This window comes from Bacillus pumilus (assembly GCF_900186955.1).
Taxonomy (GTDB): Bacteria; Bacillota; Bacilli; order Bacillales; family Bacillaceae; genus Bacillus; species Bacillus pumilus.
In genome coordinates this window covers 101,196-118,023 of sequence record NZ_LT906438.1, presented here as the reverse complement: position 1 = coordinate 118,023, position 16,828 = coordinate 101,196, and the positions used below count along the sequence as shown (strand labels likewise).

General features: G+C 44.1%; 12 protein-coding genes, 2 rRNA genes and 1 other annotated feature. All 14 genes read right to left on the bottom strand.

The window, feature by feature from the left end:
- Positions 1-2: 2 nt before the first annotated feature.
- The 14 genes from cysS to CKW02_RS00560 all read right to left on the bottom strand — a co-directional run bounded on the left by cysS (position 3) and on the right by CKW02_RS00560 (position 16,752).
- On the bottom strand, positions 3-1,403 hold the full coding sequence (gene cysS, locus CKW02_RS00625; protein WP_003217177.1) for a cysteine--tRNA ligase: 1,401 nt from the start codon (positions 1,401-1,403) through the stop codon (positions 3-5).
- Positions 1,400-2,053, bottom strand: coding sequence for a serine O-acetyltransferase (gene cysE, locus CKW02_RS00620; protein ID WP_012008691.1), 654 nt, complete (start codon positions 2,051-2,053; stop codon positions 1,400-1,402). The genes cysS and cysE overlap by 4 nt, the downstream gene beginning before the upstream one ends.
- An 81-nt stretch (positions 2,054-2,134) precedes the next feature.
- Positions 2,135-2,366: a binding site (T-box leader), on the bottom strand.
- A complete protein-coding gene (gene gltX / locus CKW02_RS00615; RefSeq protein ID WP_003217162.1) occupies positions 2,366-3,817 on the bottom strand; it encodes a glutamate--tRNA ligase in 1,452 nt (483 codons plus the stop codon). Its footprint overlaps the feature before it by 1 nt.
- 94 nt (positions 3,818-3,911) lie before the next feature.
- Positions 3,912-4,388: a 2-C-methyl-D-erythritol 2,4-cyclodiphosphate synthase gene (gene ispF / locus CKW02_RS00610; protein ID WP_003216928.1), complete on the bottom strand. Its 477-nt coding sequence runs from the start codon at positions 4,386-4,388 to the stop codon at positions 3,912-3,914.
- 3 nt (positions 4,389-4,391) lie between these two features.
- A complete protein-coding gene (gene ispD, locus CKW02_RS00605) occupies positions 4,392-5,081 on the bottom strand; it encodes a 2-C-methyl-D-erythritol 4-phosphate cytidylyltransferase (RefSeq protein ID WP_003217158.1) in 690 nt (229 codons plus the stop codon).
- A 13-nt stretch (positions 5,082-5,094) separates the two neighbouring features.
- On the bottom strand, positions 5,095-6,195 hold the full coding sequence (locus CKW02_RS00600) for a PIN/TRAM domain-containing protein (RefSeq protein WP_003217214.1): 1,101 nt from the start codon (positions 6,193-6,195) through the stop codon (positions 5,095-5,097).
- 153 nt (positions 6,196-6,348) lie between these two features.
- Entirely contained in the window at positions 6,349-7,428 is a 1,080-nt protein-coding gene (gene disA / locus CKW02_RS00595) for a DNA integrity scanning diadenylate cyclase DisA (protein WP_050945822.1), read from the bottom strand.
- 2 nt (positions 7,429-7,430) lie between these two features.
- Positions 7,431-8,810 carry a DNA repair protein RadA gene (radA, locus tag CKW02_RS00590; RefSeq protein ID WP_034620767.1) on the bottom strand — a complete coding sequence of 460 codons (1,380 nt, stop codon included), beginning with the start codon at positions 8,808-8,810 and terminating at the stop codon, positions 7,431-7,433.
- 92 nt (positions 8,811-8,902) lie between these two features.
- On the bottom strand, positions 8,903-11,338 hold the full coding sequence (gene clpC / locus CKW02_RS00585; RefSeq protein WP_003216969.1) for an ATP-dependent protease ATP-binding subunit ClpC: 2,436 nt from the start codon (positions 11,336-11,338) through the stop codon (positions 8,903-8,905).
- Positions 11,335-12,426, bottom strand: a complete 1,092-nt coding sequence (locus CKW02_RS00580; protein WP_003217181.1) for a protein-arginine kinase McsB — start codon at positions 12,424-12,426, stop codon at positions 11,335-11,337. Before CKW02_RS00580 ends, clpC begins: the two co-directional genes overlap by 4 nt.
- Positions 12,427-12,430: 4 nt before the next feature.
- Positions 12,431-12,988: a protein-arginine kinase activator protein McsA gene (locus tag CKW02_RS00575; protein WP_034620770.1), complete on the bottom strand. Its 558-nt coding sequence runs from the start codon at positions 12,986-12,988 to the stop codon at positions 12,431-12,433.
- Positions 12,989-13,002: 14 nt separating this feature from the next.
- A complete protein-coding gene (locus CKW02_RS00570) occupies positions 13,003-13,467 on the bottom strand; it encodes a CtsR family transcriptional regulator (RefSeq protein WP_003217184.1) in 465 nt (154 codons plus the stop codon).
- 177 nt (positions 13,468-13,644) lie between these two features.
- A 5S ribosomal RNA gene (gene rrf / locus CKW02_RS00565) occupies positions 13,645-13,760 on the bottom strand.
- A 61-nt stretch (positions 13,761-13,821) separates the two neighbouring features.
- Positions 13,822-16,752: ribosomal RNA gene (locus CKW02_RS00560) — 23S ribosomal RNA — on the bottom strand.
- Between the last annotated feature and the right edge of the window lie 76 nt (positions 16,753-16,828).

Below are 16,828 nucleotides of genomic sequence, written 5' to 3'. Positions count from 1 at the left end.
ACCTATTCTCCTCTTTTCCAGCGAGTACCTTGAGGAGTGTCCTCCAATACAATATTCATGCTCTTTAACTGGTCACGAATTTGATCAGATAGCGCAAAATCACGATTTCTTCTAGCCTCATTGCGTTTTTCAATTAACGCTTCTACTTCTTCATCGAGCGTATGCTTTTCTTCTAAAGAGAATCCAAGAACAGACGTGATTTCTTGGAACAAGCCGATAAATGCCTTGATCACTTCCTCCGAAGTATGATCATTTTCCATATAATAATTCGCCTGTTTCGCAAGTTCGAATAAAACAGAGATCGCATTTGCCGTATTGAAGTCATCATTCATTTCAGAAATAAATGTCGCTCGCTGCTCTTCAACCTTCGCCAGCCATTCAGCATTGTCTTCTGTGATATTCGTGCTGCTCTCGAGGCGATGATGTAAATTGGCATACGACGTTTTAAGCCGGTTAAACGCACTCTTTGTACTCTCTAGCAAATCCATTGAATAGTTAATTGGATGACGGTAGTGAACCGACAACATAAAGAAGCGAAGCACGTCAGGATCCTGTTCTTTCACAATGTCATGCACAAGCACAAAGTTGCCTAGTGATTTTGACATTTTTTCATTCTCAATATTAATATATCCGTTATGCATCCAATACTTTGCAAAAGGTTTGCCTGTCAAAGCCTCAGATTGAGCGATTTCATTTTCATGGTGAGGGAAGGTTAAATCCTGTCCGCCTGCATGAATATCGATTGTATCACCTAAATATTTTTTAACCATGGCCGAGCATTCGATGTGCCAGCCTGGTCGTCCTTCGCCCCACGGGCTATCCCATGAGATTTCTTGATCCTTTGCAGCCTTCCATAAAGCAAAGTCCAGCGCATCTCGTTTCTTCTCACCTACACGAATACGGGCACCTGTCTTCAGTTCATCAATCGACTGGTGAGAAAGCTTTCCGTAGCCTTCAAATGAGCGTGTGCTGTAATACACGTCACCATCCGCTTCATAGGCGTAGCCCTTTTCAATCAATGTCGCAATAAATGCAATGATATCATCCATATTTTCCGTCACTCGCGGGTGAAGGTCAGCTTTTTTGCAGCCTAGTGCACTGACGTCTTCAAAGTAGGCTTGAATAAAGCGGTCAGCAATCGTCGGGACATCTTCCCCGAGTTCATTGGCTGCTTTGATGAGCTTATCATCCACATCTGTAAAGTTTGAGACAAAGTTCACATCATAGCCGCTGTATTCTAAATACTTACGTACAGTGTCATAAACAATAGCAGGCCTTGCATTCCCGATATGAATGTAGTTATAAACGGTTGGTCCGCACACATACATTTTGACCTTTCCTGGCTCAAGCGGGACGAATTCTTCCTTCTTACGTGTCAATGTATTATAAATATTGATTGTCATGATTGTTCTTCCTTTCTGCTCAATGAAGCCAGCTCACCTTTTAGCTTTTCCATTTCTCGTTCCAATTCTTTGAAACGATCGGAAATTGGATCTGGCAAATCTTGATGATTGAGATCACGATTGATTTTCTTACCATTTTGAACGACGACTCGCCCAGGTATACCGACAACGGTGGAATGGTCGGGTACGTCCTTTAACACGACCGACCCCGCCCCAATCTTGGCTCCTTTTCCGACTGTAATGGAACCAAGCACCTTTGCACCTGTCGCAATGAGCGCATCGTCTAAAATGGTCGGGTGCCGCTTTCCCTTTTCTTTCCCTGTTCCCCCTAATGTCACGCCTTGGAAAACAGTGACGTTGTCTCCAATTTCACATGTTTCCCCAATCACCACTCCCATACCGTGGTCAATGAAGAAGCGCCTGCCAATGGTTGCCGCAGGGTGAATTTCAACCCCTGTGAAAAACCGGCTGACCTGAGAAATGATCCGCGCAAGAAAGTACAGCTTCCGCTTATAAAATGCATGCGCGATACGATGAGCCCAAATCGCATGAAGCCCTGAATAGGTTAGCACTACTTCAATATAGCTTCTAGCAGCAGGATCTTGATCAAACACAGTATCAATATCTTCTTTCAGCATTTTGAAAAACACATGCTCCCCCCGTTCTTCCCCATCAATCTCTCTTCGGACTTGCTCTCTTTTTTGGACAAATAAAAAACGCCTCTGCCATATGACAGAGACGTTTTGAAAACGCGGTTCCACTCTGTTTAGAAAGCCCTCATTTCGCAGCCTTCTCAACTTAATCCCATAACGGAGGGTACCGCCCTTGCATACTAACGTACTCGTGTTCCTCAAGGGTCTTGAGGGTGCATTTCCAACGTCTGCCCATAAGTCTCTTTCAGCCGGTGAAGACTCTTTCTGTGATGGACGAAAACATTGTACTTCTCCCTCGCAACGATTTCCTTATATTTGTTTAATGCGGTTTAATACCGTTTCTTTACCTAGTAGTTCAATACTTTGCGGAAGTTCTGGGCCATGCGTTTGTCCTGTGACAGCCACACGAATTGGCATGAATAGTTTCTTGCCTTTATGCCCTGTTTCTTTTTGTACTGCTTTAATAGCAGCCTTGATTTCATCAGGTGTGAAAGATTCAAGTCGTTCAAGCTGACCAGCAAAAGATGCCATGACTTCTGGTACTTGCTCCTCTGCTAGAACTTCCTTTGCCTCTTGATTATACTCAATTTGCTCCTTAAAGAACAACTCTGTTAACTCAACAATTTCTGCTCCATAGCTTAATTGTTCATGATACAGAGCAATCAGCTTGCGTACCCACGTGTTTTCTTCGTCTGACAGCTGCTCGCTTACCTTGCCTGCCTTTTGAAGATGCGGAAGCGTTAACGCAACAACCTGATCAAGATCAAGTGCCTTCACGTATTGGTTATTCACCCATTTTAGTTTATGCATATCGAATAGAGCTGGTGACTTAGAAAGTCGGTTTACATCGAAAATGTCGATGAATTGCTCTTTTGTAAACAGTTCTTCTTCGCCCACTGGAGACCATCCAAGTAGTGCAATGAAGTTGAATAGGGCTTCTGGTAAATAGCCCAAGTTTTTATATTGCTCGATGAATTGAATAATGGATTCATCACGCTTGCTTAATTTCTTGCGGTTCTCGTTCACAATCAGCGTCATATGTCCGAATAGCGGAACATCCCAGCCGAATGCATTGAAGATCATGATTTGTTTAGGCGTATTCGAAATGTGATCCTCTCCACGGAGAATGTGAGTCATTTTCATCAAATAATCATCCACTGCTACAGCGAAGTTATAAGTTGGCGTACCATCTTTCTTCACAATGACAAAGTCACCGATGCCGTCTGTCTCAAATGAAATATCGCCTTTGACCATGTCGTCAAATTTGATAATTTCTCCTTTTGGCACTCGGAAGCGGATGCTTGGCTCTCTTCCTTCAGCAATCAGCTTGTCCTCTTCTTCTTTTGATAAATGACTGCATTTACCAGAATATCGAGGCATTTCACTGCGGGCGATTTGTGCTTCACGCTCTTCCTCTAGCTCTTCAGCCGTACAATAGCACTTATACGCCAAGTCCTTCTCTAGCAGCTCATCATAATACTTTTTATAAATATCATTACGCTCTGATTGTCTGTAAGGGCCGTAGCCGCCATCTTTATCAATGCTCTCATCCCAATCAATACCGAGCCATTGCAGGTGGCGAAGCTGGCTTTCTTCTCCGCCCTCTACATTACGCTTTTGATCCGTATCTTCGATTCGAATAATAAATTTGCCGCCTTGACTGCGTGCGAACAAATAGTTGAAAAGAGCCGTTCTAGCATTCCCAATATGTAAATGACCAGTTGGACTCGGTGCATAACGAACACGCACTTCATTTCCCATGAGTTTAACTTCCTTTCATCTGCATCATGTTGTCTGACACCAATTTTTTATAAACGTATTTTATCATCAAATCCCATTCTCATCAAAATGAGTTTTACTTTTTCTGAAGAAGCACAGTTGCCTGAGAGGCAATTCCTTCGCCTCTTCCTGTAAATCCGAGTTTCTCTGTCGTTGTTGCTTTCACATTCACCTGTGTGACATCTGCCTCAAGCGCTTCTGCAATCTTCTCACACATCGGTTGAATGTAAGGTGCCATTTTGGGCTTTTGCGCCATGATGGTGCAATCAATATTCACAAGTGTGTAGCCTTTTTCCTTTACTAGTGCCCACACATGTTGCAGTAATTTAAAAGAATCCGCATCCTTAAACTCAGGATCTGTGTCTGGGAAATGTCTGCCGATATCTCCTTCAGCAATCGCACCTAGGCAGGCATCTGCCACTGTGTGAAGCAGTACATCAGCGTCTGAATGCCCAAGCAGCCCCTTTTCATAAGGGATGGTGACCCCGCCAATAATCAAAGGTCTTCCCTCTGTTAATTGATGTACATCAAAGCCTTGTCCTATTCTCAACATGATCTAGTACCCTCTTTCCGCATCCATAATTGCCTTGGCAACCAATAAATCATCCGGTGTCGTCAGCTTAATATTGGTGTAATCTCCTTGGACAATATACACATTTTCACCATGTAATTGCTCCACTAGACTGGCGTCGTCTGTTCCAAGGAAACCGGTCCGCTCTGCATATTCATGCGCCTCTTTTAAAATAGAATGACGAAAAGCTTGTGGGGTCTGGACTGCCCACAAGCTCTGACGTTCAATGGTTTGTTCCACTTTGCCTTCTTGAACGCGTTTGATTGTGTCTTTCACTGGTACCGCTACAACTGCGGAGCCTTTTTCAATCGCTGCTTTAACGAGCAAGTCAATCTGTGTATGCTTAATAAAAGGCCTTGCCCCATCATGAACAAGCACGATGTCCGCATCTTTCACAGCCTTTAATCCTTCGTATACACTTTGCTGACGTTCTTCACCGCCAGTGACAAGTGAAACAGGCGTTTGAAAAGCGTGTACCTTGAGTAGCCTTTCAAAGTCTTGACGCTCCTCCTCATTGATCGCTAGGATCATGCGTTTGCATTGAGCATGAGCGTCAAACACCTTTAGTGTATGAATAATGACCGGCATTCTTTTCAGCTCAATAAAAAGCTTATTGCGGCCGGCCTTCATTCGTTTCCCCTGCCCCGCAGCCGGAATAACTACTTCATAATACATGTTCGTTCTCCCTTTAGAGCGCCTTCTCCAGAAGTTTTGGCTTCGCAAAAATCATTCTTCCAGCAGCAGTCTGCAGCACACTTGTGACGAGCACATCGATGTCTTTTCCAATGTAATTGCGTCCTTCTTCGACCACAATCATCGTACCGTCATCTAAGTAAGCAACACCTTGGTTATGCTCTTTCCCATCTTTAATGACCTGTACCTTCATTTCTTCCCCAGGCAGCACAACCGGTTTCACCGCATTGGCTAGATCATTGATGTTTAACACTGCTACTTTTTGAAGTTCGCATACTTTATTTAAATTAAAATCATTTGTCACAACAACACCTGAAGTTAATTTAGCGAGCTTCACAAGCTTGCTATCAACCTCTTGAATGTCTTCAAAGTCACCTTCGTAAATTTCAACTTTGATATCTAATTCTTTTTGAATACGATTTAAAATATCAAGACCTCTTCGGCCTCTATTTCTCTTTAATACATCAGAAGAGTCTGCAATATGCTGTAATTCCTCGAGCACAAATTGAGGAATGACCATGACGCCTTCTAAGAATCCAGTTTGACAAATATCTGCGATTCTTCCATCAATGATAACACTTGTGTCTAAAATTTTCAGCTTTTTATCTTCTATTTCAGGTTCATCATCGGCTGCTCCTTTTTTCTTGGTGACCTTTGCAGATCGGGAGAACAGCCCCATCATTTCATCCTTCTTCTTAAAGCCTACCTGAAATCCAAGGTATCCTAAAAAGAAAGCCAGGAAAATCGGAATAATGGTACCAAAAATATGATATGGGATATTGTTTAGCGGGATCACGTTTACAATAAGATATGCTAGAATAAGTCCAAATACTAATCCGAAACTTCCAGAAATAAGATCAGGAAGAGGCGCTTTTAATAGAGAATCCTCGATCCATTTCACCCAATTAACCACATAGCCTGTGCACCATTTGCCGATGATAAAGAACACAGCGGCTCCTATTAGTGCTGAAGAGTAAGCATTTGTTATGAAAGGTATGTCCTTTACATTTAACAGCAGAAATAACTCTGGAATGATAAAAATCCCTACAACTGCACCAAAAATGATAAAAAACGCCTGAACGATTCTTTTTAACATACCTTCACCTCCTTTATTTTTCATCTGTCAATCCACCCTCACCTGACATTGATATATGTTTAAGTTTCCTATCATGATCAATAGAAAACAAAAGCATCATTAATATACCCATATTCATCCATTTTTAACCGTGTTTAAGAAAAATTTCTCTTCTTACAGCTGCCGGTCGATATAATGTTTTTCTTGCAGCCTTTTTAATCCTTTTTTTATCTTTTTCGCTCTTACTTCTCCAATTCCTTCTACTTCATCCAAATCTTGTACATCCGCTTCCATAATTCGATCTAACACACCGAACGCTTCAACCACGTTTTCGACGATTGGCATAGGCAGTCTAGGGATTTTGTGAAGCAGTCTGTAACCTCTTGTGTACACATATTCGTCAATATTTGTAGAAACTGGATAGCCAAGTAACTTGTACAGAATGGAATCATCTAAAAGCTCAAAGCTCGACATATCTTGGAGCTGCTTAAGCAGAACATATGGATCTTTAATCTTTTCTTTCACGTAATCTTTAATAAATAAAGCCGCTTCCTGCTCCATATCTGTAATCAGTTCATTGACTTGCAGACGGATCAAATGCCCTTCTGTTCCGAGCTCTTTGATATACATATTGATTTCATTTTTGATTCTGAGCACCATCTCGTAACGATGGAGCACGGATAATACATCACCAAAGGTCACAAGCTCTTCAAATTCTAGGGCACTTAGCGTAGAAATGGCGTGATCTAAAATGGTTTTATATTTCTCAAGTGTTTGTATCGCTTGGTTGGCCTTCGTTAAAATAAAGCCAATATCTTTCAGCGTATAACGACGATTCCCTTGGTATAAGGTAATGACGTTCCTCCGTTCAGATATCGCAATGATTAAGCAGCCTGTCTGCTTCGCTACACGTTCAGCTGTACGGTGCCTCATGCCTGTTTCCGATGAATGGATCGTTGCATCTGGCATGAGCTGTGTATTCGCATACAAGATCTTTTGACCAGAATCGCTTAAAATAATGGCCCCGTCCATCTTAGCCAATTCATATAAATGTGCTGGGGAGAAGGCAGAGTTAATATGAAACCCTCCATCTACAACACTCTTTACTTTGTCGTTATAACCAACAACAATAAGCCCGCCAGTATTTGCCCTCAGGACATTTTCAATCCCAGCCCGAAGAGGTGTCCCTGGTGCCACAAACTGTACGATATCTAAGAGATCGAGTTCTTTCGCTCCTTTTTTCTCTTTTTCCATTTCTATGATCCCCCTAGTGAAATTCGAAGTGCCTCCGCTACATTTTCTACACCGACTAACTCAATCCCTCTCGGCTTTTTCCATCCATCTATATTCGCCTGAGGAATAAACATTCGCTTAAATCCAAGTTTCGCAGCTTCCTGCACACGCTGTTCAATTCTTGATACTCTTCTGACTTCTCCCGTCAGACCGACCTCTCCTATAAAACAATCCGCTTGATGCGGCGCTGCGTCTTTAAAGCTTGATGCAATACTGACCGCAATGGCCAAGTCAATCGCCGGTTCGTCAAGCTTCACACCGCCTGCGACCTTTAAATACGCATCTTGGTTTTGCAGCAGCAGTCCGACACGTTTTTCTAAAACCGCCATGAGCAGTGACACTCGATTATGATCAAGACCAGTGGCCATTCTGCGCGGATTCCCAAAGCTTGTCGGTGAAATTAATGCTTGTATCTCGACAAGAACAGGTCTTGTTCCTTCCATTGAGGCAACAACACACGAACCAGATACACCTGCCGAACGTTCTTCTAAGAAAATTTCGGATGGGTTTAATACTTCCGTGAGCCCTTCCTCTCTCATTTCAAAAATCCCTAGTTCATTCGTCGAACCAAATCGATTTTTCACCGCACGCAAGATACGAAACGTATGATGACGCTCGCCCTCAAAATAAAGAACCGTGTCCACCATATGCTCTAAAAGGCGTGGACCTGCGATCGAGCCTTCTTTGGTCACGTGACCAACGATAAATATTGGAATCCCATTTGTCTTGGCAATTTTCATCAGCTGTGCTGTACATTCTCTCACTTGAGATACAGACCCAGGAGCTGACGTAATATCGCTTTGATAAACGGTTTGAATCGAATCCACCACGACAAAAGCGGGTTTCATCTCTTGTATAGCAGACGTTATATACTCCATATCGGTTTCAGCCAAAACATGTAAAGAGGTGCTTTTTATGCCAAGGCGGTCCGCTCTTAGCTTCGTTTGTTTAATGGACTCCTCACCAGATATGTATAATACATTCTGATTTTTGTCTGAGAGCTGTGCTGATACTTGTAATAATAATGTGGACTTCCCAATCCCAGGATCTCCGCCAATGAGAACAAGAGAGCCTTTGACAATTCCACTTCCTAATACTCGGTTAAATTCTTCTAAATTCGTTTTGATTCGGGGTTCATCAGATGTTTCAATTGCAGATATAGGTGAAGGTTTTTGAATGGTTTGAACAGAATGATTAAAAGCACTTCGACGGTTTGCCGGCTCTTTGCGAACGACCTCTTCTGTCATACTGTTCCACGTGCCGCAGCCTGGACATTTCCCCATCCATTTGGCTGACTCATAACCGCACGATTGGCATATAAATTTTGATTTTGTCTTAGCCATAGATTGAAGAATACAACTCCTTATACTGGTCAGAAATAAGTAAAGGGAGGCATACACCTGACTGGTATGCCTCACACTTTTTTCTTACTATATTAGTTCGTAGCAGCCGTCGTTTTTACGACAATTTCTCCATCTTCCACATCTAATACGATTTGTTGACCTTTTTCAATATTGCCCTTCAGAAGCTCCTCAGAAAGTCGATCCTCCACATGCTTTTGAATCGCTCTTCTTAACGGACGCGCACCGTACTCAAGATCTACACCTTCGTCGGCAATCTTCGCTTTTGCTGCTTCTGTCAATTCGATTGAAAGGTCTTGTTCTTTTAATCGTTTCGTCAATTGATCAGACATGAGAGACACGATCTCTTTTAGATGTTTCTTTTCAAGTGAATGGAAGACAATGATTTCATCAATACGGTTGATGAATTCTGGTCTAAACGCACGTTTCAACTCGCCCATCACTTTGCCTTTCATATCCTTGTAATTTTGACCTTCATCCTGCACGTTAAAGCCAACATATTTATTTCGCTTCAGTTCACTAGCTCCAACGTTGGATGTCATGATTAAAATCGTGTTTCTAAAGTCAACAGTACGCCCTTTAGAATCAGTCAGACGACCATCCTCTAACACTTGCAGTAAGATGTTGAATACATCTGGATGCGCCTTTTCAATCTCATCTAAAAGCACAACAGAATAAGGTTTTCTTCTCACTTTTTCAGTCAGTTGTCCGCCTTCTTCATAGCCAACATAGCCTGGAGGTGACCCAACAAGTCTAGATGTAGAGTGTTTCTCCATGTATTCAGACATATCGATACGGATCATCGCTTCTTCATCACCGAAAATAGACTCTGCGAGTGCTCTTGCAAGCTCCGTTTTACCAACTCCTGTTGGGCCTAAGAAGATAAATGAGCCGATTGGACGTTTTGGATCTTTTAAGCCAGCACGCGCACGTCTCACAGCTTTTGCTACAGCGACAACCGCTTCATCCTGCCCAATTACACGAGAATGGAGTAATTGTTCCATATTCAGAAGCTTATCGGTTTCGGTTTGGGCAATTTTTGAAACAGGCACTCCCGTCCAGCTAGAGACAACCATTGCGATATCATCCACTGATACCTCTGAATTCTCCTGACCTTGCTTTTCTTTCCAAGATTTCTTTGTGACTTCTACTTTTTCACGCAAACGCTGCTCTGTATCGCGAAGAGAAGCTGCTTTTTCAAATTCCTGACTTTGAACAGCCGCATCCTTTTCCTTGCGTACTTCATCTAGCTTTTGCTCTAGTTCTTTTAGGTTAGGCGGTGTTGTGAAAGAACGTAAGCGGACTTTCGACCCTGCCTCATCAATTAAATCAATCGCCTTATCTGGAAGGAAACGATCAGATATATAACGGTCAGATAACTTCACCGCCGCCTCAATCGCTTCATCTGTAATGGACACACGGTGATGTGCCTCATAACGATCTCTAAGTCCTCTTAAAATTTGAATACTTTCATCAACAGATGGCTGATCTACTTGAATTGGCTGGAAACGTCGTTCAAGCGCAGCATCCTTTTCAATATATTTACGGTACTCATCTAACGTTGTCGCCCCAATACATTGAAGCTCTCCACGTGCTAAGGATGGTTTGAGAATATTAGATGCGTCAATCGCACCCTCTGCTCCACCAGCACCAATCAATGTATGAAGCTCATCAATGAAGAGAATGATATTTCCTGCCTGACGAATTTCGTCCATGACTTTTTTCAAGCGATCCTCAAATTCACCACGATATTTCGTTCCCGCTACAACAGTTCCCATATCAAGCGTCATCACTCGTTTATCGCGCAGGATTTCAGGCACTTCATTATGAATAATTTGCTGTGCCAGACCTTCAGCAATGGCTGTTTTACCAACACCAGGCTCACCAATCAGCACAGGGTTATTCTTTGTTCTTCTGCTTAGAACCTCGATGACACGCTGAATTTCTTTGCTTCGTCCAATGACAGGGTCCAGACTGTCTTCTTTCGCAATAGCTGTTAAATCTCTTGCCAAGCTATCTAATGTTGGTGTATTTGCATTGCTGTTAGAGCCAGCGGCAGATGCACCTGTTTCATTGCTGCCAAGCAGCTGCAGGACTTGCTGACGTGCTTTATTTAAGCTCACTCCGAGGTTATTTAACACGCGGGCAGCTACACCCTCTCCCTCGCGAATAAGACCTAATAGAATATGTTCTGTCCCTACATAGGAATGACCTAGCTTTCTTGCTTCATCCATTGAAAGCTCAGTGACCTTCTTCGCTCTAGGCGTATAATGAGGAATAGCTTGAGACACCTCTTGCCCTCTTCCAATCAAGCTTTCGACTTCTTTTTGGATTTTATCTGAAACAAGGCCCAGTGCTTCTAACGCTTTTGCGGCGATGCCCTCACCCTCACGAACTAGACCAAGTAAAATGTGTTCAGTACCAATGTTCTTATGGCCTAGGCGAATGGCTTCTTCTTGTGCAAGTGCTAATACCTTTTGAGCTCTTTCAGTGAATCTTCCAAACATCATATCGTTTCATCCTCCTGTCCATTCCTATGCATTTCTAAACGCAGCCTTTCTCTAATAATCGCTGCTCGTTTTATATCTCGTTCATTTGGCTCCAGAGCTCCTCCTGAATATTGTTGAAGAAAGCCAGGCTGTGTCAAAATCATGAGTTCATTCAGTATATTACTTGAAAGCCCCTTAATGATACCTAAATCAATTCCAAGGCGCACATCTGACAAACACTTTGCTGTTTCCTTTGATTCAATCATACGACAATTGGACAAAATCCCTAACGAACGGTACACTCTGTCCTCAAGTTCAATTTTAGATGTTTGATATAACGCTTTTCGTGCAGATCGCTCTTGTTCAATGAGCTGAGCGGTCACACTATTTAAATCATCTACAATGTCTTCTTCTGATTGACCAAGTGTCATTTGATTTGAAATTTGAAAGATGTTCCCTATTGCTTCGCTGCCTTCACCATAAATTCCTCTGACTACAAGACCTAATTGATTAATCGCCGGAATAATCCGATTCATTTGTCTTGTGAGGGCTAAAGCTGGTAAATGCATCATGACCGAAGCCCTAATACCTGTACCTACATTGGTTGGACAGCTCGTTAAGTATCCTCGCTTTTCAGAAAACGCATAATCCACTTGCTCTTCAATCCAGTCATCTATCTGGTTAGCCGCTTTCAGTGCATTGGCTAGTTGGAATCCTGGAAATAAGCATTGGATCCGAATATGGTCTTCTTCATTCAGCATCACACTGATTTCTTCATTTTCAGAAAGCAAACAACCGCCAAATCTTGATTCTGCTAAGTTTGGGCTAATCAAATGCTTTTCAACAAGTACCCTCTTTGCTAAAGGCTGTGTTTCATTCATTCGAATTAGAACAAAGTTTCCGATGTCCTTCACTTCCTGGCTAGCAAACTTTTGCTCGAATTGCTGGAGAACAGCTTCAGCCTCTTCCTGAGAAAACTGAGTTGGGAAACGAACATGCTCTAGATTGCGCGCTAGCCTGATTCGACTGCTTAGAACAATGTCACTTTCTGGTCCTTTTTGTTTCATCCATTGACTTAAAGCGTCTTGAATAAAATGCTGGAGCGACATGTTGTTAATCTCCCTCCCTCTGCTGAGATTGCTCATGCTCTAATGCACGAATTTGATCTCGAACTTCCGCTGCTTTTTCAAACTCTTCTTGTTCAATTAACTGCTTTAGCTCTTGCTGCATCAACTCAAGTTTCCGGCGCACATGAAGACTACCGGCAATCCGTTTAGGCACTTTTCCATGATGGACTGTATTTCCACTATGGACTTTCCGTAAAACAGGGTTTAGATACTGATCAAATGAACGATAGCATTCTGCACAGCCAAAACGGCCTGTTTTTCTGAATTGTTGAAAGGTTAAGCCACATTTAGGACATTGATCCACTTCTCTCGCTTCTTGAAAAATGGATGATCCCTTATTCGCACTTGTGGTAAAGCTAGGATCAATATTCAGTAAGCCTGATAATAGGTTGTGAATCGAGAAACCTTGGTTTCCACTCATAGCATATGAATCACTGTTTTCTTTTGCACATTGTTCACATATGTGCATTTCCTGTTTTTCTCCATTTATAACTTTCGTAAAGTGAAAAGTGGCTGGTCTCTCATTGCATTCTTGACAAATCAATCTTTTCACCCGCTTTACTTTAATTTCAAAGCATTTAACATCGCTTTCATCATCCGAGCCCGCAATTCATCCCGTTCAGGTAAATCAATGTGCAAAACAGAACGGTCCATGACACTGATCATCATCTTTGCTTCTCTTTCAGATAAAATGTTATTTTCGACAAGACGCATGATGATATGATCAGAGGCAGCCTGTGATAAACGATGATATATTTGGGAAATAATATTGTTCAATAAGTCGACTTCATCATTCATTTTGACTTTAATGATGCGGATATAGCCACCGCCGCCACGCTTACTTTCAACGATATAGCCTCTCTCGCTCGTAAAGCGTGTATTGATAACATAGTTAATTTGTGAAGGTACGCATTGAAACTTATCTGCAATTTCATTGCGCTTAATTTCTAATATTTCTCGACCATTCTGATCCAAGACTTCTTTCAAATACTGCTCGATGATATCAGAAATATTTTGTGCCACTCCGCCTCCTCCTCCATTGACTTTGACTATATTTGACTTTAATCTTACTATAAATTTTTTCGGTCGATTTTTCAAGATAATCGCTCAACTAAGAATATTATTTCCACATTTATATGGTGTCAAACCTCTCAAAAACACAAAAAAGACCAGTTCCGTATGGAACTGATCCTTATACAAGCTTGGCGGCGTCCTACTCTCACAGGGGGAGACCCCCAACTACCATCGGCGCTGAAGAGCTTAACTTCCGTGTTCGGTATGGGAACGGGTGTGACCTCTTCGCTATCGCCACCAAACCTGATGGAGAGAATGTTCTCTCAAAACTAGATAACAATGTTCAAGCTTCACATTAGAATATAGGTTAAGTCCTCGATCTATTAGTATCTGTCAGCTCCACGTGTCACCACGCTTCCACCTCAGACCTATCAACCTGATCATCTTTCAGGGATCTTACTTCCTTGCGGAATGGGAAATCTCATCTTGAGGGGGGCTTCATGCTTAGATGCTTTCAGCACTTATCCCGTCCGCACATAGCTACCCAGCGATGCCCTTGGCAGAACAACTGGTACACCAGCGGTGCGTCCATCCCGGTCCTCTCGTACTAAGGACAGCTCCTCTCAAATTTCCTGCGCCCGCGACGGATAGGGACCGAACTGTCTCACGACGTTCTGAACCCAGCTCGCGTACCGCTTTAATGGGCGAACAGCCCAACCCTTGGGACCGACTACAGCCCCAGGATGCGATGAGCCGACATCGAGGTGCCAAACCTCCCCGTCGATGTGGACTCTTGGGGGAGATAAGCCTGTTATCCCCGGGGTAGCTTTTATCCGTTGAGCGATGGCCCTTCCATGCGGAACCACCGGATCACTAAGCCCGACTTTCGTCCCTGCTCGACTTGTAGGTCTCGCAGTCAAGCTCCCTTGTGCCTTTACACTCTGCGAATGATTTCCAACCATTCTGAGGGAACCTTTGGGCGCCTCCGTTACATTTTAGGAGGCGACCGCCCCAGTCAAACTGCCCACCTGACACTGTCTCCCTGCCCGATAAGGGCAGCGGGTTAGAAGGTCAATACAGCCAGGGTAGTATCCCACCGATGCCTCCACCGAAGCTAGCGCTCCGGTTTCCAAGGCTCCTACCTATCCTGTACAAGCTGTACCAACATTCAATATCAGGCTGCAGTAAAGCTCCACGGGGTCTTTCCGTCCTGTCGCGGGTAACCTGCATCTTCACAGGTACTATAATTTCACCGAGTCTCTCGTTGAGACAGTGCCCAGATCGTTGCGCCTTTCGTGCGGGTCGGAACTTACCCGACAAGGAATTTCGCTACCTTAGGACCGTTATAGTTACGGCCGCCGTTTACTGGGGCTTCAATTCGCACCTTCGCTTACGCTAAGCGCTCCTCTTAACCTTCCAGCACCGGGCAGGCGTCAGCCCCTATACTTCGCCTTACGGCTTCGCAGAGACCTGTGTTTTTGCTAAACAGTCGCCTGGGCCTATTCACTGCGGCTTCTCGGGGCTTTAACACCCTAAGAAGCACCCCTTCTCCCGAAGTTACGGGGTCATTTTGCCGAGTTCCTTAACGAGAGTTCTCTCGATCACCTTAGGATTCTCTCCTCGCCTACCTGTGTCGGTTTGCGGTACGGGCACCTCTCACCTCGCTAGAGGCTTTTCTTGGCAGTGTGGAATCAGGAACTTCGCTACTAAATTTCGCTCGCCATCACAGCTCAGCCTTCACGGGAAACGGATTTGCCTATTTCCCAGCCTAACTGCTTGGACGCGGATATCCAATACCGCGCTTACCCTATCCTCCTGCGTCCCCCCATTGCTCAAATGGTGAGGAGGTGGTACAGGAATATCAACCTGTTGTCCATCGCCTACGCCTTTCGGCCTCGGCTTAGGTCCCGACTAACCCTGAGCGGACGAGCCTTCCTCAGGAAACCTTAGGCATTCGGTGGACGGGATTCTCACCCGTCTTTCGCTACTCATACCGGCATTCTCACTTCTAAGCGCTCCACCAGTCCTTCCGGTCTGACTTCACAGCACTTAGAACGCTCTCCTACCACTGTTCGTAAGAACAGTCCGCAGCTTCGGTGATACGTTTAGCCCCGGTACATTTTCGGCGCAGAGTCACTCGACCAGTGAGCTATTACGCACTCTTTAAATGGTGGCTGCTTCTAAGCCAACATCCTGGTTGTCTAAGCAACTCCACATCCTTTTCCACTTAACGTATACTTTGGGACCTTAGCTGGCGGTCTGGGCTGTTTCCCTTTCGACTACGGATCTTATCACTCGCAGTCTGACTCCCAAGGATAAGTCATCGGCATTCGGAGTTTGACTGAATTCGGTAACCCGGTAGGGGCCCCTAGTCCAATCAGTGCTCTACCTCCGAGACTCTTACCTTGAGGCTAGCCCTAAAGCTATTTCGGAGAGAACCAGCTATCTCCAGGTTCGATTGGCATTTCACCCCTACCCACACCTCATCCCCGCACTTTTCAACGTGCGTGGGTTCGGGCCTCCATTCAGTGTTACCTGAACTTCACCCTGGACATGGGTAGATCACCTGGTTTCGGGTCTACGACCACGTACTCATGCGCCCTATTCAGACTCGCTTTCGCTGCGGCTCCGCATCTTCTGCTTAACCTTGCACGGGATCGTAACTCGCCGGTTCATTCTACAAAAGGCACGCCATCACCCTTTAACGGGCTCTGACTACTTGTAGGCACACGGTTTCAGGATCTATTTCACTCCCCTTCCGGGGTGCTTTTCACCTTTCCCTCACGGTACTGGTTCACTATCGGTCACTAGGGAGTATTTAGCCTTGGGAGATGGTCCTCCCGGATTCCGACGGAATTTCACGTGTTCCGCCGTACTCAGGATCCACTCTGGAGAGAACAACATTTCAGTTACAGGGCTGTTACCTTCTTTGGCGGGCCTTTCCAGACCTCTTCGCTTATATCGTTCCTTTGTAACTCCGTATAGAGTGTCCTACAACCCCAAGAGGCAAGCCTCTTGGTTTGGGCTGTTCCCGTTTCGCTCGCCGCTACTCAGGGAATCGCATTTGCTTTCTCTTCCTCCGGGTACTTAGATGTTTCAGTTCCCCGGGTATGCCTTCTCATACTCTATGTATTCAAGTATGGATACTACTCCATTACGAGCAGTGGGTTTCCCCATTCGGAAATCTCCGGATCAAAGCTTGCTTACAGCTCCCCGAAGCATATCGGTGTTCGTCCCGTCCTTCATCGGCTCCTAGTGCCAAGGCATCCACCGTGCGCCCTTTCTAACTTAACCATTTCTTACTTTAGAAAGAATCACTATGTGTGATGAACTTTGCATTGCATTCAATGTGAATGTATTACTTATTGTT

Excerpts from the sequence above, each read along its gene's own strand:
- radA (WP_034620767.1), bottom strand. The coding sequence starts at position 8,810 with ATGGCTAAGACAAAATCAAAATTTATATGCCAATCGTGCGGTTATGAG.
- disA (WP_050945822.1), bottom strand. The coding sequence starts at position 7,428 with ATGGAAAAAGAGAAAAAAGGAGCGAAAGAACTCGATCTCTTAGATATC.
- ispF (WP_003216928.1), bottom strand. The coding sequence starts at position 4,388 with ATGTTGAGAATAGGACAAGGCTTTGATGTACATCAATTAACAGAGGGA.
- cysS (WP_003217177.1), bottom strand. The coding sequence starts at position 1,403 with ATGACAATCAATATTTATAATACATTGACACGTAAGAAGGAAGAATTC.
- ispD (WP_003217158.1), bottom strand. The coding sequence starts at position 5,081 with ATGTATTATGAAGTAGTTATTCCGGCTGCGGGGCAGGGGAAACGAATG.
- CKW02_RS00580 (WP_003217181.1), bottom strand. The coding sequence starts at position 12,426 with ATGTCGCTCCAGCATTTTATTCAAGACGCTTTAAGTCAATGGATGAAA.
- gltX (WP_003217162.1), bottom strand. The coding sequence starts at position 3,817 with ATGGGAAATGAAGTGCGTGTTCGTTATGCACCGAGTCCAACTGGTCAT.
- clpC (WP_003216969.1), bottom strand. The coding sequence starts at position 11,338 with ATGATGTTTGGAAGATTCACTGAAAGAGCTCAAAAGGTATTAGCACTT.
- CKW02_RS00600 (WP_003217214.1), bottom strand. The coding sequence starts at position 6,195 with ATGTTAAAAAGAATCGTTCAGGCGTTTTTTATCATTTTTGGTGCAGTT.